The organism is Ruegeria sp. CDSA236, from assembly GCF_059611285.1.
Genome location: NZ_JBXWPG010000001.1, coordinates 1 through 17,244, shown reverse-complemented (window position 1 = coordinate 17,244; position 17,244 = coordinate 1). Strand labels below are relative to the sequence as shown.

18 protein-coding genes are annotated in these 17,244 nt (G+C 57.1%); 6 read left to right on the top strand and 12 right to left on the bottom strand.

Annotation, left to right across the window (positions count from 1 at the left end):
* Positions 1-7: 7 nt before the first annotated feature.
* The gene (locus tag AC2FLB_RS00090) at positions 8-907 is read left to right on the top strand and encodes a MurR/RpiR family transcriptional regulator (protein WP_496708394.1); all 900 of its coding nucleotides are present in this window, start codon (positions 8-10) and stop codon (positions 905-907) included.
* A 52-nt stretch (positions 908-959) separates the two neighbouring features.
* Here AC2FLB_RS00090 and AC2FLB_RS00085 read toward each other — a convergent pair whose 3' ends face one another.
* The 5 genes from AC2FLB_RS00085 to AC2FLB_RS00065 form a co-directional block, all read right to left on the bottom strand.
* Positions 960-1,751, bottom strand: coding sequence for an FAD binding domain-containing protein (locus AC2FLB_RS00085; protein WP_142634105.1), 792 nt, complete (start codon positions 1,749-1,751; stop codon positions 960-962).
* 94 nt (positions 1,752-1,845) lie between these two features.
* Positions 1,846-4,206, bottom strand: a complete 2,361-nt coding sequence (locus tag AC2FLB_RS00080; protein WP_496708393.1) for a xanthine dehydrogenase family protein molybdopterin-binding subunit — start codon at positions 4,204-4,206, stop codon at positions 1,846-1,848.
* A gap of 54 nt (positions 4,207-4,260) precedes the next feature.
* Positions 4,261-4,746: a (2Fe-2S)-binding protein gene (locus tag AC2FLB_RS00075; RefSeq protein WP_142634109.1), complete on the bottom strand. Its 486-nt coding sequence runs from the start codon at positions 4,744-4,746 to the stop codon at positions 4,261-4,263.
* Positions 4,747-4,893: 147 nt separating this feature from the next.
* Positions 4,894-5,895 (bottom strand): molybdopterin-binding protein, encoded by a 1,002-nt coding sequence (locus tag AC2FLB_RS00070; RefSeq protein ID WP_142634111.1) that lies wholly within the window; start codon positions 5,893-5,895, stop codon positions 4,894-4,896.
* Complete coding sequence (locus tag AC2FLB_RS00065) at positions 5,892-6,860, bottom strand: XdhC family protein (RefSeq protein ID WP_496700211.1); 969 nt, start codon at positions 6,858-6,860, stop codon at positions 5,892-5,894. Before AC2FLB_RS00065 ends, AC2FLB_RS00070 begins: the two co-directional genes overlap by 4 nt.
* Positions 6,861-7,085: 225 nt before the next feature.
* Between AC2FLB_RS00065 and AC2FLB_RS00060 the strand changes: the two genes are divergently transcribed.
* Positions 7,086-7,586 (top strand): hypothetical protein, encoded by a 501-nt coding sequence (locus tag AC2FLB_RS00060; RefSeq protein WP_246097135.1) that lies wholly within the window; start codon positions 7,086-7,088, stop codon positions 7,584-7,586.
* 3 nt (positions 7,587-7,589) lie between these two features.
* On the opposite strand, the gene AC2FLB_RS00055 is transcribed toward AC2FLB_RS00060, so the two are convergent.
* Both AC2FLB_RS00055 and AC2FLB_RS00050 read right to left on the bottom strand, forming a co-directional pair.
* Positions 7,590-8,846, bottom strand: a complete 1,257-nt coding sequence (locus AC2FLB_RS00055) for a vWA domain-containing protein (RefSeq protein WP_496708392.1) — start codon at positions 8,844-8,846, stop codon at positions 7,590-7,592.
* Complete coding sequence (locus tag AC2FLB_RS00050; protein WP_271946832.1) at positions 8,846-9,754, bottom strand: AAA family ATPase; 909 nt, start codon at positions 9,752-9,754, stop codon at positions 8,846-8,848. Before AC2FLB_RS00050 ends, AC2FLB_RS00055 begins: the two co-directional genes overlap by 1 nt.
* 161 nt (positions 9,755-9,915) lie before the next feature.
* Between AC2FLB_RS00050 and pyrC the strand changes: the two genes are divergently transcribed.
* Complete coding sequence (gene pyrC, locus AC2FLB_RS00045; protein ID WP_496700209.1) at positions 9,916-10,953, top strand: dihydroorotase; 1,038 nt, start codon at positions 9,916-9,918, stop codon at positions 10,951-10,953.
* Here the strand turns inward: pyrC and AC2FLB_RS00040 are convergent.
* Together AC2FLB_RS00040 and AC2FLB_RS00035 are read right to left on the bottom strand one after the other, a co-directional pair.
* Positions 10,950-12,245: an MmgE/PrpD family protein gene (locus AC2FLB_RS00040; protein WP_496708391.1), complete on the bottom strand. Its 1,296-nt coding sequence runs from the start codon at positions 12,243-12,245 to the stop codon at positions 10,950-10,952. The two genes, pyrC and AC2FLB_RS00040, sit on opposite strands and share 4 nt — an antisense overlap.
* Before the next feature lie 38 nt (positions 12,246-12,283).
* Entirely contained in the window at positions 12,284-12,730 is a 447-nt protein-coding gene (locus tag AC2FLB_RS00035) for a type II toxin-antitoxin system RatA family toxin (RefSeq protein ID WP_142634123.1), read from the bottom strand.
* 72 nt (positions 12,731-12,802) lie between these two features.
* Here AC2FLB_RS00035 and hpt point away from each other — a divergent pair, with 72 nt between their 5' ends.
* Together hpt and AC2FLB_RS00025 are read left to right on the top strand one after the other, a co-directional pair.
* The gene (gene hpt / locus AC2FLB_RS00030) at positions 12,803-13,345 is read left to right on the top strand and encodes a hypoxanthine phosphoribosyltransferase (protein ID WP_496708390.1); all 543 of its coding nucleotides are present in this window, start codon (positions 12,803-12,805) and stop codon (positions 13,343-13,345) included.
* 131 nt (positions 13,346-13,476) lie between these two features.
* A complete protein-coding gene (locus AC2FLB_RS00025; RefSeq protein WP_496700207.1) occupies positions 13,477-13,836 on the top strand; it encodes a hypothetical protein in 360 nt (119 codons plus the stop codon).
* Positions 13,837-13,840: 4 nt separating this feature from the next.
* Here AC2FLB_RS00025 and AC2FLB_RS00020 read toward each other — a convergent pair whose 3' ends face one another.
* Positions 13,841-14,983 carry an amidohydrolase gene (locus tag AC2FLB_RS00020; RefSeq protein ID WP_496708389.1) on the bottom strand — a complete coding sequence of 381 codons (1,143 nt, stop codon included), beginning with the start codon at positions 14,981-14,983 and terminating at the stop codon, positions 13,841-13,843.
* Positions 14,980-15,930 (bottom strand): lipoyl synthase, encoded by a 951-nt coding sequence (gene lipA, locus AC2FLB_RS00015; RefSeq protein ID WP_142634131.1) that lies wholly within the window; start codon positions 15,928-15,930, stop codon positions 14,980-14,982. The genes AC2FLB_RS00020 and lipA overlap by 4 nt, the downstream gene beginning before the upstream one ends.
* Before the next feature lie 265 nt (positions 15,931-16,195).
* On the opposite strand from lipA, the gene AC2FLB_RS00010 reads away from it, so the two are divergent.
* Positions 16,196-16,744: a peroxiredoxin gene (locus AC2FLB_RS00010; protein WP_496691335.1), complete on the top strand. Its 549-nt coding sequence runs from the start codon at positions 16,196-16,198 to the stop codon at positions 16,742-16,744.
* Between the two features lie 46 nt (positions 16,745-16,790).
* On the opposite strand, the gene AC2FLB_RS00005 is transcribed toward AC2FLB_RS00010, so the two are convergent.
* The coding region (locus AC2FLB_RS00005) for a LysR substrate-binding domain-containing protein (RefSeq protein ID WP_496708388.1) at positions 16,791-17,244 on the bottom strand (454 nt) is incomplete at its 5' end.

The window sequence follows — 17,244 nt, the reverse complement described above, 5'->3', positions numbered from 1 at the left end:
TTTTTTCATGACAGAGACCCAACGCCAGCTGACAGATAACTTGAGGAAAAACATCGACCAGATGCCGCCCAGACTTCAGGCGGCAGCCAAATACATCGTGGATCACCCCGCGGATTTTGGCCTCGACCCGATACGGGTAACTGCCGAGAAGATCGGTGTCAGTGCAAATGTCCTTGTCAGGCTTGCCCAGTATATGGGCTATGGTGGGTTTCAGGCCTTTCGCTCTCCGTTCCGTCAAAATCTGGCGACGGATAACGAAGAATTCCTTGGCCCTGCCTGGCAAACCCACATGCACGCTGAAGGAGCCCATGGTCAACTTCAAGCCAAGCTTGCCCGCAACGAACAGAATGTCGTTGTCAGGTCGCTGCGATTGATGAGGCCCGACACAGCGCATCTGGCCATTGAACATATACTCGGGTCCCGCCGATGCTTCGTAACAGCCACTCGTGCGAGTTACGCGCTGGCCTATTATTTCTCCTATAACGGGCGCATGGCGCACCCGGGCATTCAGTTGATCCCCCGCCACATTGGCTCGGCCACTGATGATCTGCTGGACGCGGATGACAAGGATTGCCTGCTGGCAATCACCGTAAGCCCCTATTCGGCCGAAACGATAAAATCCGTGAGGTACGCCCGGGAAAAAGGACTTCGGGTCATCCTGATCTCGGATAGCGAAGTCATTGCGCCGGGTGTCGACCCGGATGTCGTCTTTACCGTCAGCACAAGGTCACAACATCACACCTCAAGTTTTACCGGGGTCATGGCCGTGCTCGAATGCCTCATCGGCCATCTATTTGAGGCAGGCGGCGAAACCGCAGCCCACCGCGTCGAGGCCTATCAAAAAGCGCGCGAAGATACCGGAGCTTATTGGCAACCAAACAAACTTCCGAAAATACGCCGAAAATAGAAAAAGCCCCGAGGGACACACCCCGGGGCTTTGCGACTAAAAGCCGATTTAATTACATGCAGGCCAGCACAGCCCGCTTGGTCATCACACTGACCAGATGCGCGCGATACGCTTTGCTGCCATGAAGATCGCCGATCATGTTGGCCGGGTTGATGTTCAGCCCCATCAACGCGTCCGGTCGGAATTCAGTATTCAGCGCCTGTTCTGCTTCGGACCAGCGGAACACCCCATCCTCGCTGGCGCCTGTGACCGCCACACGCACACCATCGGCGAACCGGGCCAGATAGACGCCCACCAACGCAAAGCGCGAGGCTGGCTGCAAGAACTTCTGATAGCTCGCGGCCTGTGGCACCGGAAAGCGGATGGAAGTGATGATCTCACCCTCATCCAGTGCGGTCGAGAACATGCCATCAAAAAACGCATCCGCCGCAATCTGACGGGCGTTGGTCACGATTGTGGCCCCCGATCCCAGAACGCCCGCAGGGTAACACGCCGCCGGATCGTTATTCGCGACCGAACCGCCAATCGTGCCGCGGTTGCGCACCGCCGGATCACCGATCTGACCGGCTAATGCGGCCAGCGCCGGGTATGATCCCGCTGCCTCTTGCGCAACAACTGCATGCGGCGTTGCGCCACCGATAGAAACCGACCCGTCATCCCCAACACAGACGCCCTGCATTTCGGGAATTCCGCTGAGCGAGACGAGTGCCGATGGCGCCGCCAATCGTTGTTTCAGCGTCGGGATCAGGGTTTGCCCACCACCCAACGCCTGCGCATCCTCAGCCCCTAAAGCGGCAACCGCGTCGGCTATGGTCGAGGGTTTCTCAAATTCGAAATTGTACATTTCGTCTTCCTTTCCGAAAGGCGCTGATCCGCCCTTCATCTGGCTATAAATATCTCGGGGAGCGCGAGGGGTTGACCCCTCGCACCCCAACCTCTCACCCGTGCATCGCGGTCCAAACACGCGATGGACTCACCGGCATATCGATATGATCGATGGCTTTGCCGCCTGAATTCAACGCATCCAGCACCGCGTTGACCACCGCAGGTGGTGAGCCGATTGCCCCGGCCTCACCACAGCCCTTCACACCCAACGGGTTATGCGTACAGGGCGTCTGGCTGGAATGATCCACCGCATAGAACGGCACATCATCGGCACGCGGCATCGCATAGTCCATGAAGGATGCGCTCAGCAGCTGACCGTTTTCGTCATAGGCACAGTTTTCAAGCAATGCCTGACCGATGCCCTGACCGATTCCGCCATGCACCTGACCATCCACGATCATCGGGTTGACGATATTGCCAAAGTCATCAGCGGCAGTGAAGGCTTCGATGGTGACCCGACCGGTTTCGGGGTCAACCTCGACCTCACAGGCATAGGCGCCAGCCGGGAAGGTAAAGTTGGCCGGGTCATAAAAGGCGGTTTCCTCCAGCCCGGGCTCGACCTCCAGCGGAAAGTTATGCGGCACATAGGCCGTCAGGGTGACATCACCCCAGGCCACCGACTTGTCGGTCCCTGCCACGCTGAACTGACCGTCCTTCAGCTCGATATCAGCCTCGGACGCCTCCAACAGATGCGCCGCGATCTTCTTGGCCTTGTCGATCACTTTCTCAGTTGCCTTTACCATCGCCGATCCACAGACCGCCAAAGACCGCGAGCCATAAGTGCCCATGCCAAACGGAATCTTCGACGTGTCGCCATGCACGATCTCGATCATCGACTCGTCGATACCGATCATGTCCGCCACAACCTGCGGGAAGGCCGTTTCATGCCCCTGCCCGTGGCTATGGGCACCTACCATGACGCTGATCGAACCGGTGGCATTCACCCGCACAGTCGCCGCATCATACAGACCCGCACGGGCCCCCAGCATACCAACGATGTTCGAGGGCGCGATGCCGCAAGCCTCGATATAACAGTTGACGCCCAGACCCCGCAGCTTGCCCTTGGCCTCGCTTTCAGCGCGACGCGCGGCAAAGCCTGCCAGATCAGCAGCGGACTCAAGCTTGTCCATCGTCCCATTATAATCGCCTGTGTCATAGGTCAGCGCCACCGGTGTGTCATAGGGGAACTGGGTGATGAAGTTCTGCCGGCGCAGGGCGATCGGATCGACACCCAGTTCACGCGCTGCCTTGTCCACGACCCGCTCCAACTGGAACGTCGCCTCCGGACGGCCCGCGCCGCGATAGGCATCCACCGGGACCGTGTTGGTGAACATCGCCTTGACGTTAACCTGAATGAGCGGCGTCTTGTAGTTGCCCGCCATCAGCGTCCCGTGCAGCCATGTCGGTACCGAGCTGGAGAAGGTCGACAGATACGCGCCCATATTTGCATAGGTGTTGGTGCGCAGACCGATAAAGTTATTGTCCGCATCCAGCGCCAGTTCGATCTGTCCGACATGGTCGCGCCCATGCGCGTCAGACATGAACGCCTCGGACCGGCTCGAGGTCCATTTGACCGGGCGGTTACAAGCCTTGGCGGCGAAGGTGCAGAACGCCTCTTCGGCATAGTGGAAGATCTTGGTGCCAAAGCCGCCACCCACATCCGGCGCGACCACGCGAACCTTGTGTTCGGGCAGGCCCAGAACAAAGGCACACATCAACAGGCGGATCACATGCGGGTTCTGCGACGTGGTATAAAGCGTGTATTCTTCGGTGCCGCGGCTGTACTCGCCCACCGCCACACGCGGCTCCATCGGATTGGCAACCAGACGGTTGTTCACCAGATCCAGCGTGGTGACATGGGCCGCATTGGCAAAGACCTCATTGACCTTGGCATCATCGGTTTCGCCCAGCTGCCAATCATAGCAGATGTTGTTTTTCAGATCGTCATGGACCAGCGTCGCGCCTTCTTGCGCGGCGGCCTTCATGTCGATCACGGCGGGCAGCTCCTCGATATCAAGCTCGATCGCCTCAGCCGCGTCGCGGGCCTGTTCCAGGCTGTCGGCAACCACAGCAGCAATCGGATCGCCCACATGGCGCACTTTACCCTGTGCCAAAATGGGATGCGGAGGTTCCTGCATCGGTGCGCCGTGCTTGTCGGTCACTTCCCAGCCACAGGGCATGCCGCCCACACCTTCGAAATCCTTGCCGGTAAACACTTTGACCACGCCCGGCATGGCCTCGGCAGACGAAGTGTCGATATTGTTGATCCGGCCATGCGCGATGTCGGACCGCAGAAAATGCACATAGGCCTGGCCATGCACGTTGATATCGTCGGTGTAATTGCCTGCTCCGGTTAAAAAGCGCACGTCCTCGCGCCGTTTGGAACTGGCTCCGATGCCACTGTCTTTGGGCATTGCTTGTTCTCCTCCCTGAAAAAGAATTTTCGTCGAAAATTCTTTACGTCGGTATTACTCGGCAGCGATGCCGCTTACGTCCTGACCCGATGCGGCCATGATCGCTTTGACAATGTTGTGATAGCCTGTGCAGCGGCACAGGTTGCCTTCCAGATACTTTCGAATCTCGGCTTCGCTCGGGCGCGGGTTCTCTTTGAGCAAGGCGGCGGCGCTCATCACCATGCCCGGCGTACAAAACCCGCATTGCAACCCGTGATGATCCTGAAACGCCTGCTGAATCACGTTCAAAGACCCATCCTCAGCGGCCTGGCCCTCAATCGTGGCGACCTCAGACCCGTCCGCTTCCAGCGCAAGCATGTTGCACGACTTCACCGCTGCGCCATTCACATGAACAACACACGCCCCACATTGCGCCGTGTCACATCCAACATGCGTTCCGGTCAGCGACAGATGATCACGTAAAAATCCAGACAACAACGTCCGACCCTCAACCTCTCCGCTAACAGACCTCCCGTTCACGGTCATGGTGACCTGTGTCATAAGTTCCTCCCATGTCATATTTTTCTCTGTCGAGTTAAACACGGGACTTATTGTTTGAGAACAAAAATTTCGCAGGGCGCCGTTTAGGACAGATCACAATGCCGAACAAATCGGCCCGATCTGGGTCTTAAATTGATGTCAAACGCCTTACCGCTTGATAGATGCGCGTGGCTGTGGCCGGGTCGGGATTTCCTTGAGCAATCCACCGACCCCCATGCCTGCAATATGCGCCGCTGTCGTTTCAATCCCGCAAGCCACGCGCGACAAAACCCAATCCGCACCGTTCAGTGCGGGAGAACGCGCACACCCCGGCAAACCGATTACAGGTCTGGCGTCCAGCAGACCGGTGAACAACAGGTTGCCCGGATCTACCGGCATTCCAAACCGATCCACCTGACCGCCTGCAACACGAACGGCCTGCGGCGCGACATCATGTGCATCCGAAGTTGCTGAGCCCGTCAAGATCAGGACAATATCCCCTTTAACGCCCGTCAAGGCAGCAGACAGCGCCTGAATCTCATGTGGCACCACCCGAATGTCATCCAAACCCATACCCAGGGCTTCGACTCGCCCTCGGATTGCGGCAATACCCTTGTCGTTCGAAACACCTCCGGGGATGTCTGTGACGATCAGGCCAGCACTGCGAAACACCGGGCCAGACAGGCGCACCGCCCCTTGTGCCAGCGCCGAGGCACGCACCACATCTTCGCCGGGGACGGCATAAGAAATGACTTTAATTGTCGCCACCATCCCGCCTGATCCCATCTGTTGATATTGGGGAACTGTGGCCACGGTAATCATCGGGTTAACCAAGTTGAACGCTTCCAGCGCCTGTACGTCCAGAACAGCGACTCCGGGGCCTCTCGCCAAGAGGTTAACGCGCCCTGTGAACGGCTCGGTGACGCGCAATCCCACGGTTGCCGGGTCCGGGGCCAAAGCCTCTGCCAAACTCCGGGCAGCGTCGTTTTCGTGACAATCACCGGGTTCCAGCTGCGCAACAGTGACCGAGGTCAACCCGGCGGCGGCCATTTCATCCAGATGAGTTTGCGTGAGCAAAAGGCCCTTACGCAGCTTTGTGTCTTGGGCTTTCACTGAATGCGCCAGAATTGCACCGGCGGCCTCGCGCAGAGGAACCGAGCCAAACTTCATGCTTTGCCCCGCAACACCGCGGTCATTTCGGCCAATATGGAAACCGCAATTTCCGCAGGATCGGCGGCACCGATATCCAAGCCTACGGGACCGTGAATCTGTGAAATCTGCCCTTCAGTAAATCCGGCTTCTTTCATCCGGGTGACGCGTTTCGCATGCGTTCGATTAGACCCCAGCGCCCCAATATAGAACACACCGGCTCTCAGGGCGGCCTCTAACGCGGGATCATCCAGTTTTGGATCATGGGTCAGCAAGACAACAGCCGTTCGCGCATCCATTCCAAGCTTTGCAACGGCCTCATCCGGCCAATCCGTCAGCACGGTTTCCTGAGGGAATCTTGCGGCGGTTGCAAACGCATCTCGCGGATCCACAATCGCAGGGTCGTACCCCGCAATTCGCGCCATCGGGACCAGGGCCTGAGCAATATGAACGGCCCCGACCACTATCAACCGCAAGGGCGGATTGTGGACCGAAACAAATGTCTTCGCATCCTCTTCGAAACCGGACCGGTCCATGCGCATGCGTTCGGGATAACGATCGCGCTGCAACGCACGATGACCGGATTCGATATTCACTTCATAAGCCACAGGCTCGCGCTGCGCGCGTGCAGCGACCAGATCGCGCAATATGCTTTCAGGAAGGACCGATCCAATAGGTTCGACCAGTACCCGAATTGTTCCGCCACAGGCCAGCCCGACCGCAAAAGCATCTTCGTCACTGACCCCGAATTCAAGTAGGCGCGCTTCACCCTCTTCGATCGCTTCCAACGCCTCGACAACAACCGCACCTTCGACACAGCCACCCGATACTGACCCCTCAAAGCGGCCATCACCTGCTATCACAAGCTGAGCACCAACACGTCTGGGGGCACTGCCCCAGGTCTGAACAACCGTAGCCAGCGCAACTGGCTTTCCCGTTTCATACCAATCCAGAGCAGTCTCGGGGCTGTTGTCGAATCTGTCCATATCGCCCTCCTGGCGTTTCCCGCACCAACATAGGCAGGTTTGGCAGGATGAAAAGTAAACCATCAGGCTAACTCATGGGCCTTGAAAGAAATTCCAAATGCTATGCAAAGCCCCGCGGGTTTCAGCCGAACATCCCAAGCATTGATTGCCAGCCCTCCCGATTCTGACCTAAACGCGGATCATGCGCAGCTGTGACGCAGATTATTTTCAAAAGGAGACAGAGACTTGAAACACATTATTACACTCGGATCAGTATTGGGAATGCTAGCGGCGACAGTGGCCAGCGCAGATACCTTCCTGCGCTATGGCGAAGTGGACGGATGGAAAATCTTCATCGACGAAGACAAGAAATCCTGCCTGATCGAAGCTGTCGATGACGCGGAAAACGTGGTTCAAATGGGCCTGACCGAAGACCGCGGCGTGGGATATGTTGGCGTATTCACCAAAGCTGAAACCAACATCAAGCGTGGCGAAACCGAGGCTGTGGCGATCCTGCTGGGCGAAAACCTGTATCTTGGAGAAGCCACCGGCATGAAGGGCAACATCACCAAAGGCTATTCGGGTGGCTATGTGCTGTCGGATGACCCCAAGTTTGCCGAAGACCTTGCCAAACAGAAAGTTATGGTTGTGTTCCCCGAAAAGGAATTCGCCTTCACCGTTGATCTGACCGGTACGTACAAAGCGATGGAAATGGCGCGTAAGTGCAACGAAGAACAGCTTGGTTGAGACCTACTTCGAAAGCGCGGCCATCAACCGCGCTTTCTCACCCATGTCATCCGGTTTTGAGATGACTTTGGCCAGATCTTCCAGCGACGCAATGGAATGACCGGCCCGAAAGCTGTCAACATGGGGAAGCATCGCCGCCACCCCCTGCGCTTTTGGCGCAAAGCCATCCCAACGCAACAAAGGGTTCAGCCAGATCAAACGGCGGGCTGACAGATGCAGGCGCTGGATTTCTTTTCCAAGCACCTCGGGTTCGCCCCGATCCAGACCATCCGTAATCAACAACACCACCGCACCCTGCCCCAGAACCCGACGCGACCAGTCACGGTTAAAAGCGTGCAGGCATTCCCCGATCCGCGTGCCACCCTCCCAATCTTGCGCCTCGGCCCCTGCCGCCGACAGGGCAGCATCTACATCGCGTTGGCGCAGGTGCCGGGTGATATTCGTCAACCTCGTGCCGAAGGTAAACGCATGAACCTTGGCCCACCCCGCGCCCTTGACGTTTGAAACCGCATGCAGGAAATGCAGGATGATACGAGAGTACTGGCTCATAGATCCTGAGATATCGCAGAGAACGACAAGGTTCGGCCACCGTTGTTTCGGCTTCAAATACGCGATGTCCCGCAGTTCACCACCCTGCCGCATGGATGCGCGCAGCGTGCGGGCGCGGTCGACCCGATGCACAAGGTGGCTGGCTTGGCCTCGGCGCGACTCGATTGGTTTTACCGGCAATTTGAGCTGTGCCAGAATGCGCTTGGCCAAAGCAATTTCTTCGGTGCTCATTTGCTCAAAGTCTAGATTGCGCAACCGTTCTTCCGAGGACGCGGTCCGCGACGCATCTATCTCCAGCTCAGTTTCTTCCTCGATGTCAGTGTTGTCAGGCAAGTCCCGTTCGACGCCGTCCAGCAGAGCCTCGGCCGCGCGTTTCTCTGCAGCTTCGGCCTTGCGCTCTTCCTGAACGCCGCGGATCGCGGGCAGCATCATGGACATCATGTGTTCCATGTAACGTGGGTCGCGCCAATACATGCGGAAAATCTGCGCAAATACTGCCCGATGCTCGGGTCGGGTCACGAAACAAGCGTGCAACGTCCAGTAAAAATCCCGCTTTTCCGAGAAGCCCGCAACCTGAACCGCCCGGATCGCATCCACAACCCGCCCGGTGCCAATCGGCAGCCCTGCCTTGCGCAAAGCCCGCGCGAAATGAGTGATATTCTGCGCCAGTTTTGGGTTGTCGGGGATTTCGAGAGGGAGCTGTTCAGCCATCAGGCAGGTTCCAGCGACGCCTTGGCTTCATCCAGAATGCGTTTCGCCTCGGACCCTTGCAGTTGCTGGATATCGTCCTGATATTTCAGGATCGCTCCCAGCGTGTCGCCGATCACTTCGGGGCTAAGGTTGATGACGTCCAGCGCCAGCAGGCATTTGGCCCAGTCGATCGTCTCGGCCACGCCTGGTTTCTTGAACAGATCCTCTGTGCGCAGGTGTTGGACAAAGGCGACGACCTCTCGGCTTAGCGCCTCGGCGACCTCGGGTGCGCGGGCGTTCAGAATTTCAATTTCACGGTCAAAATCCGGGTAATCGACCCAATGGTACAAGCAACGGCGTTTCAGGGCGTCATGCACCTCTCGCGTTCGGTTCGATGTAACGATGACAATCGGTGGCTCCGGCGCTTTGACAGTGCCCAATTCGGGGATGGTGACCTGAAAATCGCTGAGCGCTTCCAGCAGGAAGGCCTCAAACGGTTCATCCGTGCGGTCAAGTTCATCAATCAACAGGACGGGTGCCCCGTTTTCATCCGGACGCATGGCCTGCAACAACGGACGCTCGATCAGGTAGTCGTCAGAAAACAATTCGGTCTGCAACGAACCCCGGTCAGCGCCGCCCGAGGCTTCGGCGGTTCGGATCGCAACCATTTGCGCCGGGAAATTCCATTCGTAAACCGCCGAGGAGGCGTCCAGCCCTTCATAACACTGCAGGCGGATCAGGCGACGGTTCAGACCAGCGGCCAGTGCTTTGGCAATCTCGGTTTTCCCGACACCTGCCTCACCCTCAAGAAATAGCGGGCGGCCCAGTTTAAGCGACAAAAACACCACTGTCGCCAAGGCTCGACCGCATACGTAACCCTGTGAGCCCAGCATCTGCTGCACGGTATCAATGGAATCTTGCTGCGTCATGGAACCCTCTTTCTTTCGTTGCTTAACAGGTCATGCAAGCGCAGGGGCGTCAAGGCCCCGGCCCCGCCACCCAGACGCCATCGCCGCAAATAGGTGAAGTTTTTGCACCAGATCCTCACGGTTTGGTTGGTCTTTGGCCGAGGCTGTGCTAGCGGGTGCGCATGACTGATACGCTGACCATTCGCCGCCCCGATGACTGGCATCTGCATTTGCGCGATGGCGCCATGTTGCAGGCCGTTCTGCCCGAAACCGCACGCCATTTTGCCCGAGCGATCATTATGCCAAACCTCGTTCCGCCAGTTGTGCGCGGCGATCAGGCCGCCGCATATCGCGACCGCATTCTGGCCGCCCTGCCCGAAGGCATGCCGTTCGAGCCACTGATGACCTTGTACCTGACCGAAGACACCGACGCCGAGGATGTCGCCGCAGCCCATGCAAGTGGGCTGATCAAGGCCGTAAAGCTGTATCCCGCAGGCGCAACCACCAATTCCGCCTCGGGCGTGCGTGATTTCGACAAGGTCCGCCCGGTGCTTGAGAGAATGGCTGAGATCGGTCTGCCGATGTGTGTCCATGGTGAAGTCACCGATGCCGAGGTCGACATTTTCGACCGCGAAGAGGTTTTCATCGATACGATACTTGATCCACTGCGCCAGGCGACTCCTGGTTTGCGGGTGGTGATGGAACACATCACGACGGCTCAGGGTGCGATTTATGCGCAATCCGGTGGAGATGATCTTGCTGCAACAATCACGGCCCATCACCTGATCATCAACCGCAATCACATCCTGGTGGGCGGGATCAAACCGCATTACTACTGCCTGCCCGTGGCCAAGCGCGAGACCCATCGCCAGGCTTTGATGAGCGCCGCAACTTCTGGGATATCTTGCTACTTCCTTGGCACCGACAGCGCGCCACACACAGATGCGAACAAGGAAATGGCCTGTGGTTGTGCGGGATGTTTCACCGCCACAAACACCATGTCCCTGGTGGCCGAGATGTTTGACAAAGCGGATGCGCTGGACAAGCTGGAAGGGTTCACATCATTGAACGGACCTGCGTTTTATGGCCTGCCGGTGAATAAAGAAACCATCACCCTTACCAAGGGCGACCCCGTTGAATATCCCGACAAGATCGAAACTGACGACGGCCCGGTAACAGTATTCGAACCCGGGTTCCCCTTGCACTGGCGCGTCGTCTAACGCGCCAGCATTTTCGCCAGATCACGGGTGCGGCCACCGGTACGCAGCATCGACCAGATCGCGTCTGCGTCCTCGGCACCGATCAGCTTGGCCGCCTTGCTTCTGACCCGGTCTTCCCGGTCGGCCAATGTCATAGGGCCAAGCAAATCGTGGCTGGCCTGTTTACGTGCCCCATCGCGGCGCAGCAAAGACAGATCCGCTTGAGTTTCAGACAGCGACTCATCGGCTTCGACTGAAATCCGGTCCCGCAGCGATTGCAGGCGCCTATCCGCACATACCTTATCCGAAAAACTGTCTGGCAAGGCTGTGTCATATCCCAGCGCTTGCATAGCAATAACCGTCCGGTAGGAAAACTTGGCCCCCAACCCGGTGGTCGGAGAGGTTTGATTACACACTGTCATCCAGCGCGGGTGGGTCCTGATCCTGATCTCGGCTACTTCGGGCTCTGCAATATCCAGGTCACGTGCGGCCTCTAATGCGGCGTGCAACCCATGACAGCAGGCATGAAACTTATGGCTTACATCTTTGAACAGCCACGTCTCTCCGATTCCATCCAGAGCAGCGGCCTTTTCGGACTGACCCATATGGGTTGCACCAAAACCATAGGGCCCCTCAAGCGCATCCGAGTTGGGATCAAACCCCTTGGACACCAACAGCGCAGCCTCAACCCCTGCAGCGGCAGCTAGCCCGGCATTATAGGGCTTTCCCATCGTGCCGAAATGAGCTTTCAGCCCTGCGGCGCGGGTGGCAGCCAGACCAAGAACCCGGCGCATCTTTTCCGTATCGAACCGCAGCACCCGGCCAGCGGCGACCGCCGCACCAAAGGCACCTGACGTCGCGGTCTGATGGAACCCGCCCTGGTAATGCGCACGCCCCAGCCAAAGCCCTACGCGGATCGAAACCTCCATCCCGACAAGAGCGGCCTCAAGGACATCGACAAGAATCCGGTCGTCCCAATCACAAAGGGCAAAGGCCGCAGGCATAACCGCGACCGAAGGGTGCCCGATATGCGCAAAATGCGTGTCATCATAATCCAAAGCGTGGGAAATGGTTCCGTTAACCAAACCTGCTGCTCTGACGGGAGCCAGCCCCCCGCCAAACAGATGGGCCTGCGGGTTGCCTCCTTCATCCAGAACCAGTGCGCGCACGGTCTGAGATACGGGTTCGCTAACACCGACGCGGCCAACAGCCACCCAATCCAGCGCAGACAGAGAGGTTACAAGACGGGCCTCTGACGAGGTCGCAACAGGCCCCGAGGCAAAATCGGCCAATGCTGTGGTAAAATCAGTCATGTGGCGCAGTCTAGCAAGCGCCGCTTTCGGGTAAAGACTTAGCTGTACAATTCCTCTGCCCGGCCCTCGAACGCCCTCACGATCCTGTGCATCGCCTCATTGAAGACCACTCCGATGATACCCTGAAGAATGGCATTCTTGAATTCAAAATCAACATGGAACGAAACGTTGCACCCGCCTTCTGCCGCGTCCTCGAAATGCCAGTCCGACTTCATGTATTTGAAGGGCCCATCCAGATATTCCGTGTCGATCCGGCGTTGTTCGGCAAACAGGGTAACCCGGCTGCCAAAGCGTTCGCGGAACACTTTGAACGAAATGATCAGGTCAGCTTCCATCACCTGTGCCTCTCCTGCTGCATATGAGCGTCGGATACGTGCAGCCGCACACCAGGGCAAAAACTCGGGATACTTTGCTACATCGGCAACCAGATCGTACATCTGTTGCGCAGTGTAAGGCAGGTGTCGCGTTTCCGAATGTATAGGCATGGCGTCCGGTTTTTGCAGGTGACAATGGCGCGTCATGTCGTATGTTGCGCGCCAAAGATCAAGGGGGCAGTGATGAGCCAGCGCGGATATGTGATTGATGAGATGATCTCGGCAAAGGCCATTGCCGCCAGGATCGAAGAACTTTGCCGCGAAATCACTGCCGAATTCGACGGAACCGACAAGCTGGTTGTTGTCGGCCTGCTGCGTGGTAGCTTTGTCTTTATCGCCGATCTGGTGCGCGAATTGGACTTGCCCATTGAAGTGGATTTCCTTGAGGCGTCATCCTACGGGGATGCGATGGAAAGCAGCCGGGAAGTCCGCATTCTAAAAGACCTGCGCGGCGCTATTGAGGGTCGCGACGTTCTGGTAGTCGAGGATATCGTCGACACCGGGCACACGCTGAACCATGTTACTCATCTGCTGCAAAGCCGCGATCCTGGAAAACTTCGCTCGATCGCACTACTGGACAAGCCCAGCCGGCGCGAAGTCGATTTCCGTTCGGACTGGATCGGGTTTGAAATTCCTGATGAGTTTGTTGTGGGTTACGGGATCGACTACGCACAGCGCAATCGCAACTTGCCATTTATTGGTAAGGTTCGTTTTATCGAAGCCTGAGAAGGGTAAAAATAGACCCAGATTCCAATAGTCAAAGTTGCTGCGCACCTTTGCATTCACTTAATTGAATACCATTGGACAACGCCCTCAACAACAGATTACCCTCCAATCATCTTGGGAGGATTCTGCTTATGAAAGTAATGTCTATTGGGCTTCTGGCGACTTGCGCAGTCGCCGCAACGGTTGGTCTTGCGGACGCAAAAGACAACAAGGGCAAAGGGAAAGGTCCAGACAAGTCGAAAATCGAAAAGTCGATAAAGACCAATAATGGCGTTGGTGTACCGCCCGGACAGATCAAGCGTTATACGCGAGGTCAGAAACTCCCTAACGATCTGAATTTTGACTATCTTGATGACCTGGACGGCTGGAAGTTGAAGCCCCTACCCGCCGGTCAGCGATATATCCGCGTGGATGACGAAATCCTGTCGATATCTGATGAAACTAAGACAGTCATTGATGCCGTTGGAATAGTGAGCGATCTCGTAAACTGAAGTTTCAGCCATTAAGTGATCGAATTGCGGCAACAAATACGTCTACTCCTACCGAGATAAGTGCGTCTGGGAAATCATAGTCAGGGTTATGCAATTGCGGATGATCCTGCCCCGACCCCAGCCAGAACATGGCCGTTTTTGCGCCTTTCCCAAATTGCCCGAAATCTTCTGAGAACTTTTGCGGCGTCTCTGTTGAATGGCACGGTACTCCACGCTCGGCGCAGGCCGTTGCGATGATGCTCACCGCGTCGCTGTGATTGACGCAGGCCTCGAAGACATCGTCATAGGTGATCTCAACCTCCAGACTGTCGGCGGATGCGGCGCGGCGCGCCAGTGCCTCGGCCTCGGTCATCAGCGTCTGCATCCGGGCATCTGAAACGGTGCGCAAGGTTACCCAGATCTCGGCCTGTCCCGGAGCGACGCCGAAAGTCGGCTCTCCCAAACGGGCATGCGTCACAGTTGTCAGCGCAAAATCGGCATCCAACGCGCCGCCTGCGCCTAAACTCGCCAGCTTCGAAACCAGTTCGGACATCGCCTCAGCCGGGGAAATCCCATCCTGAGGCGCAGCCGCATGGGACGTCTTGCCGGTCAGGATGATTTTCATCCCGCGCGAGGCGCAGTTAGCCGAACTCTGACACAACTCAACAGCGCCAAGTTCCAACCCCGGCAGGTTGTGCAGAGAGAACACGTAGTCCGGCGCGATCTTCGCGAATTGAGGGTCCGCGCGAAAGGCGATGGCGCCCCGCCCGGTTTCTTCAGCCGGTTGAAAGATCAAAACCACCCGACCCTTTTGGGGTCGGTGACGCGCCAGGTCTTCCGCAACGCCAAGCACCATCGCCATGTGCCCATCATGGCCACACAGATGCCCTTTGCCCGGAACCTTCGACACATATAGGTGCGTGCCAAGTTCTTGAATCGGCAGCCCATCCAATTCGCACCGGATACCAACGGTTGGCCCAGCCTGCCCACTGTCAAAAACCGCGGCAACGCCATGCCCTCCCAGTCCGGTAAGCACATGGTCCACACCGAACCCCCGCAAAAGATCTGTTATGCGGGCAGCGGTCTCACGCTCGTGCCCGGATAGTTCGGGATATTGATGCAGTTCGTGGCGCAGGCGTGTCAGCCGCGCATGCGCTTCAGGTGTCACCCCTGTTCCAGCTTTTTCCGGCGTGCCTCACGCAGCCGGGCAAAATCGTCTCCGGCGTGATAAGACGACCGGGTCAAAGGTGTGGCCGATACCATCAGGAACCCTTTGCCATAAGCTGCCTTTTCATAGGATGCGAATTCTTCCGGCGTTACGAACCGATCGACTCCGTGGTGTTTGGGCGTGGGCTGCAGATACTGACCGATGGTCAGGAAATCAATTTCAGCGGCGCGCATATCATCCATGACCTGCCGGACCTGCTGACCATCCTCACCCAAACCGACCATGATCCCGGATTTGGTAAAGACCGACGGGTCCAGCTCTTTCACGCGCTGCAATAGACGCAAAGAGTGGAAATACCGCGCGCCCGGGCGCACTTCGGGATAGAGGCCGGGTACGGTTTCAAGATTATGGTTAAAGACGTCTGGCTTTGCCTCAACGACAACTTCTAGAACGGACGGATCGCATTTCAGAAAGTCGGGCGTCAGAATTTCGATCGTCGTACCCGGAGACCGGTGACGCACGGCGCGAATGGTCTGCGCAAAATGCTCTGCCCCGCCATCTGCAAGGTCATCGCGGTCGACAGAGGTGATGACCACATGGTTCAACCCCAGCTTTTCAACCGCATGAGCAACGCGACCCGGTTCAAACGCATCCAGCGAATCCGGGCGACCGGTGGCGATGTTGCAAAAGGTACAGCCGCGAGTACAAATCTCGCCCATGATCATCATGGTCGCGTGGCCCTGGCTCCAACATTCACCGACATTGGGGCATCCGGCTTCTTCGCAGACCGTAACCAGATTGTTGTCACGCATGATCTTGCGCGTGTCGGCATAACCCTGACCACCGGGCGCTTTGACGCGTATCCAACTGGGCTTTTTCGGCTGCGAATTGTCGGGCCGATGAGCCTTTTCTGGGTGTCTTTGTTCGGGAATGTTCAGATCGCGCACGGCCTGTCTTTCTGACTTTGGGTCAATTCGGTTTACCCATAACATAAACTGACCTCTGCTATTACACCACCCATGCATAGCCGCTATGCATCAGGGTGAAAGACTTTGACGTCTCAGGGCCAAAATTCTAAATAATTTCCTATGATTAACTGCAACTTACGCGTTCATGGGTCGATTCTGACGCAGCTGGAACATCGGCCATTGAAGCCGATTTAGAATCCTTTTAAGTCCACGAAAACCGCATGTGATTCACAGGAGTTCGATCATGAAATCTGGCGCCAAACTGCCCGAAGTGACCTTTCACACCCGCGTCCGCGACGCCGCAATCGAGGGACCAAACCCGTTCCGCTGGGAAGACAAAACCACGGCGGATTACTTCTCGGGCAAGCGCGTAATTCTGTTCTCGCTGCCGGGCGCATTCACCCCGACATGCTCGACCTATCAGCTGCCTGGTTTCGAAAACGGATACGCAGATTTCCAGGCCGCTGGGGTCGATGAGATTTACTGCATGTCCGTGAACGACAGCTTTGTCATGAACAAATGGGCACAGGATCAGGGCCTGAAAAACGTCAAAGTCATCCCTGATGGCTCGGGCGAGTTCACACGCAAAATGGGTATGTTGGTCGACAAGGACAATCTGGGTTTTGGTATGCGGTCCTGGCGCTATGCGGCCATCATCAATGACGGCGTCGTCGAAGCCTGGTTCGAAGAGCCCGGACTGATGGATAACTGCCCCGAGGACCCCTATGGCGTTTCGTCACCGGAAAACCTGATGAAACATCTAAACGAAGTCAAAGAGCCGGAACTGGCTTGAGTTCGTCCTCAACAGAAAAGCCCGCTTCAGGCGGGCTTTTTTGTGACTAGCGCGTTTGCGTGACAATGCTCTCGCCGACGGTGCGAATGGTATCCGCCAGGCTTTCGAACCAATCTTCCTGCGAGGTAGAAGATCGACGAACTAGCCCCACTGTCCTTGCCGGCTGCGGCGAGGCAAATCGCATCAGCTCAAGACCCGGTACCGCGTCGGATTCGGAACGGGCGGCAAGCTCTGGCATGAGCGTCAATCCAAACCCTTCGGCAACCAAACGGGATAATGTCGCCAAAGACGAGGCACCCATGTTAATCAGACCGCTGCTGCGGTCCTGACCACAAACCTCCAGGGCCTGATCCGTCAGGCAGTGCCCATCATCCAGTAGCATAAGCTGTGCATTTTGAAGGTCCAAAGGGCGCAAACGCTCTGTATCGCTGGAAAAATTGCGCAACCGTGCCGAACTTCCAGCCAATAAGAACCGATCCTCGAACAAGGGAAGTTCGAAC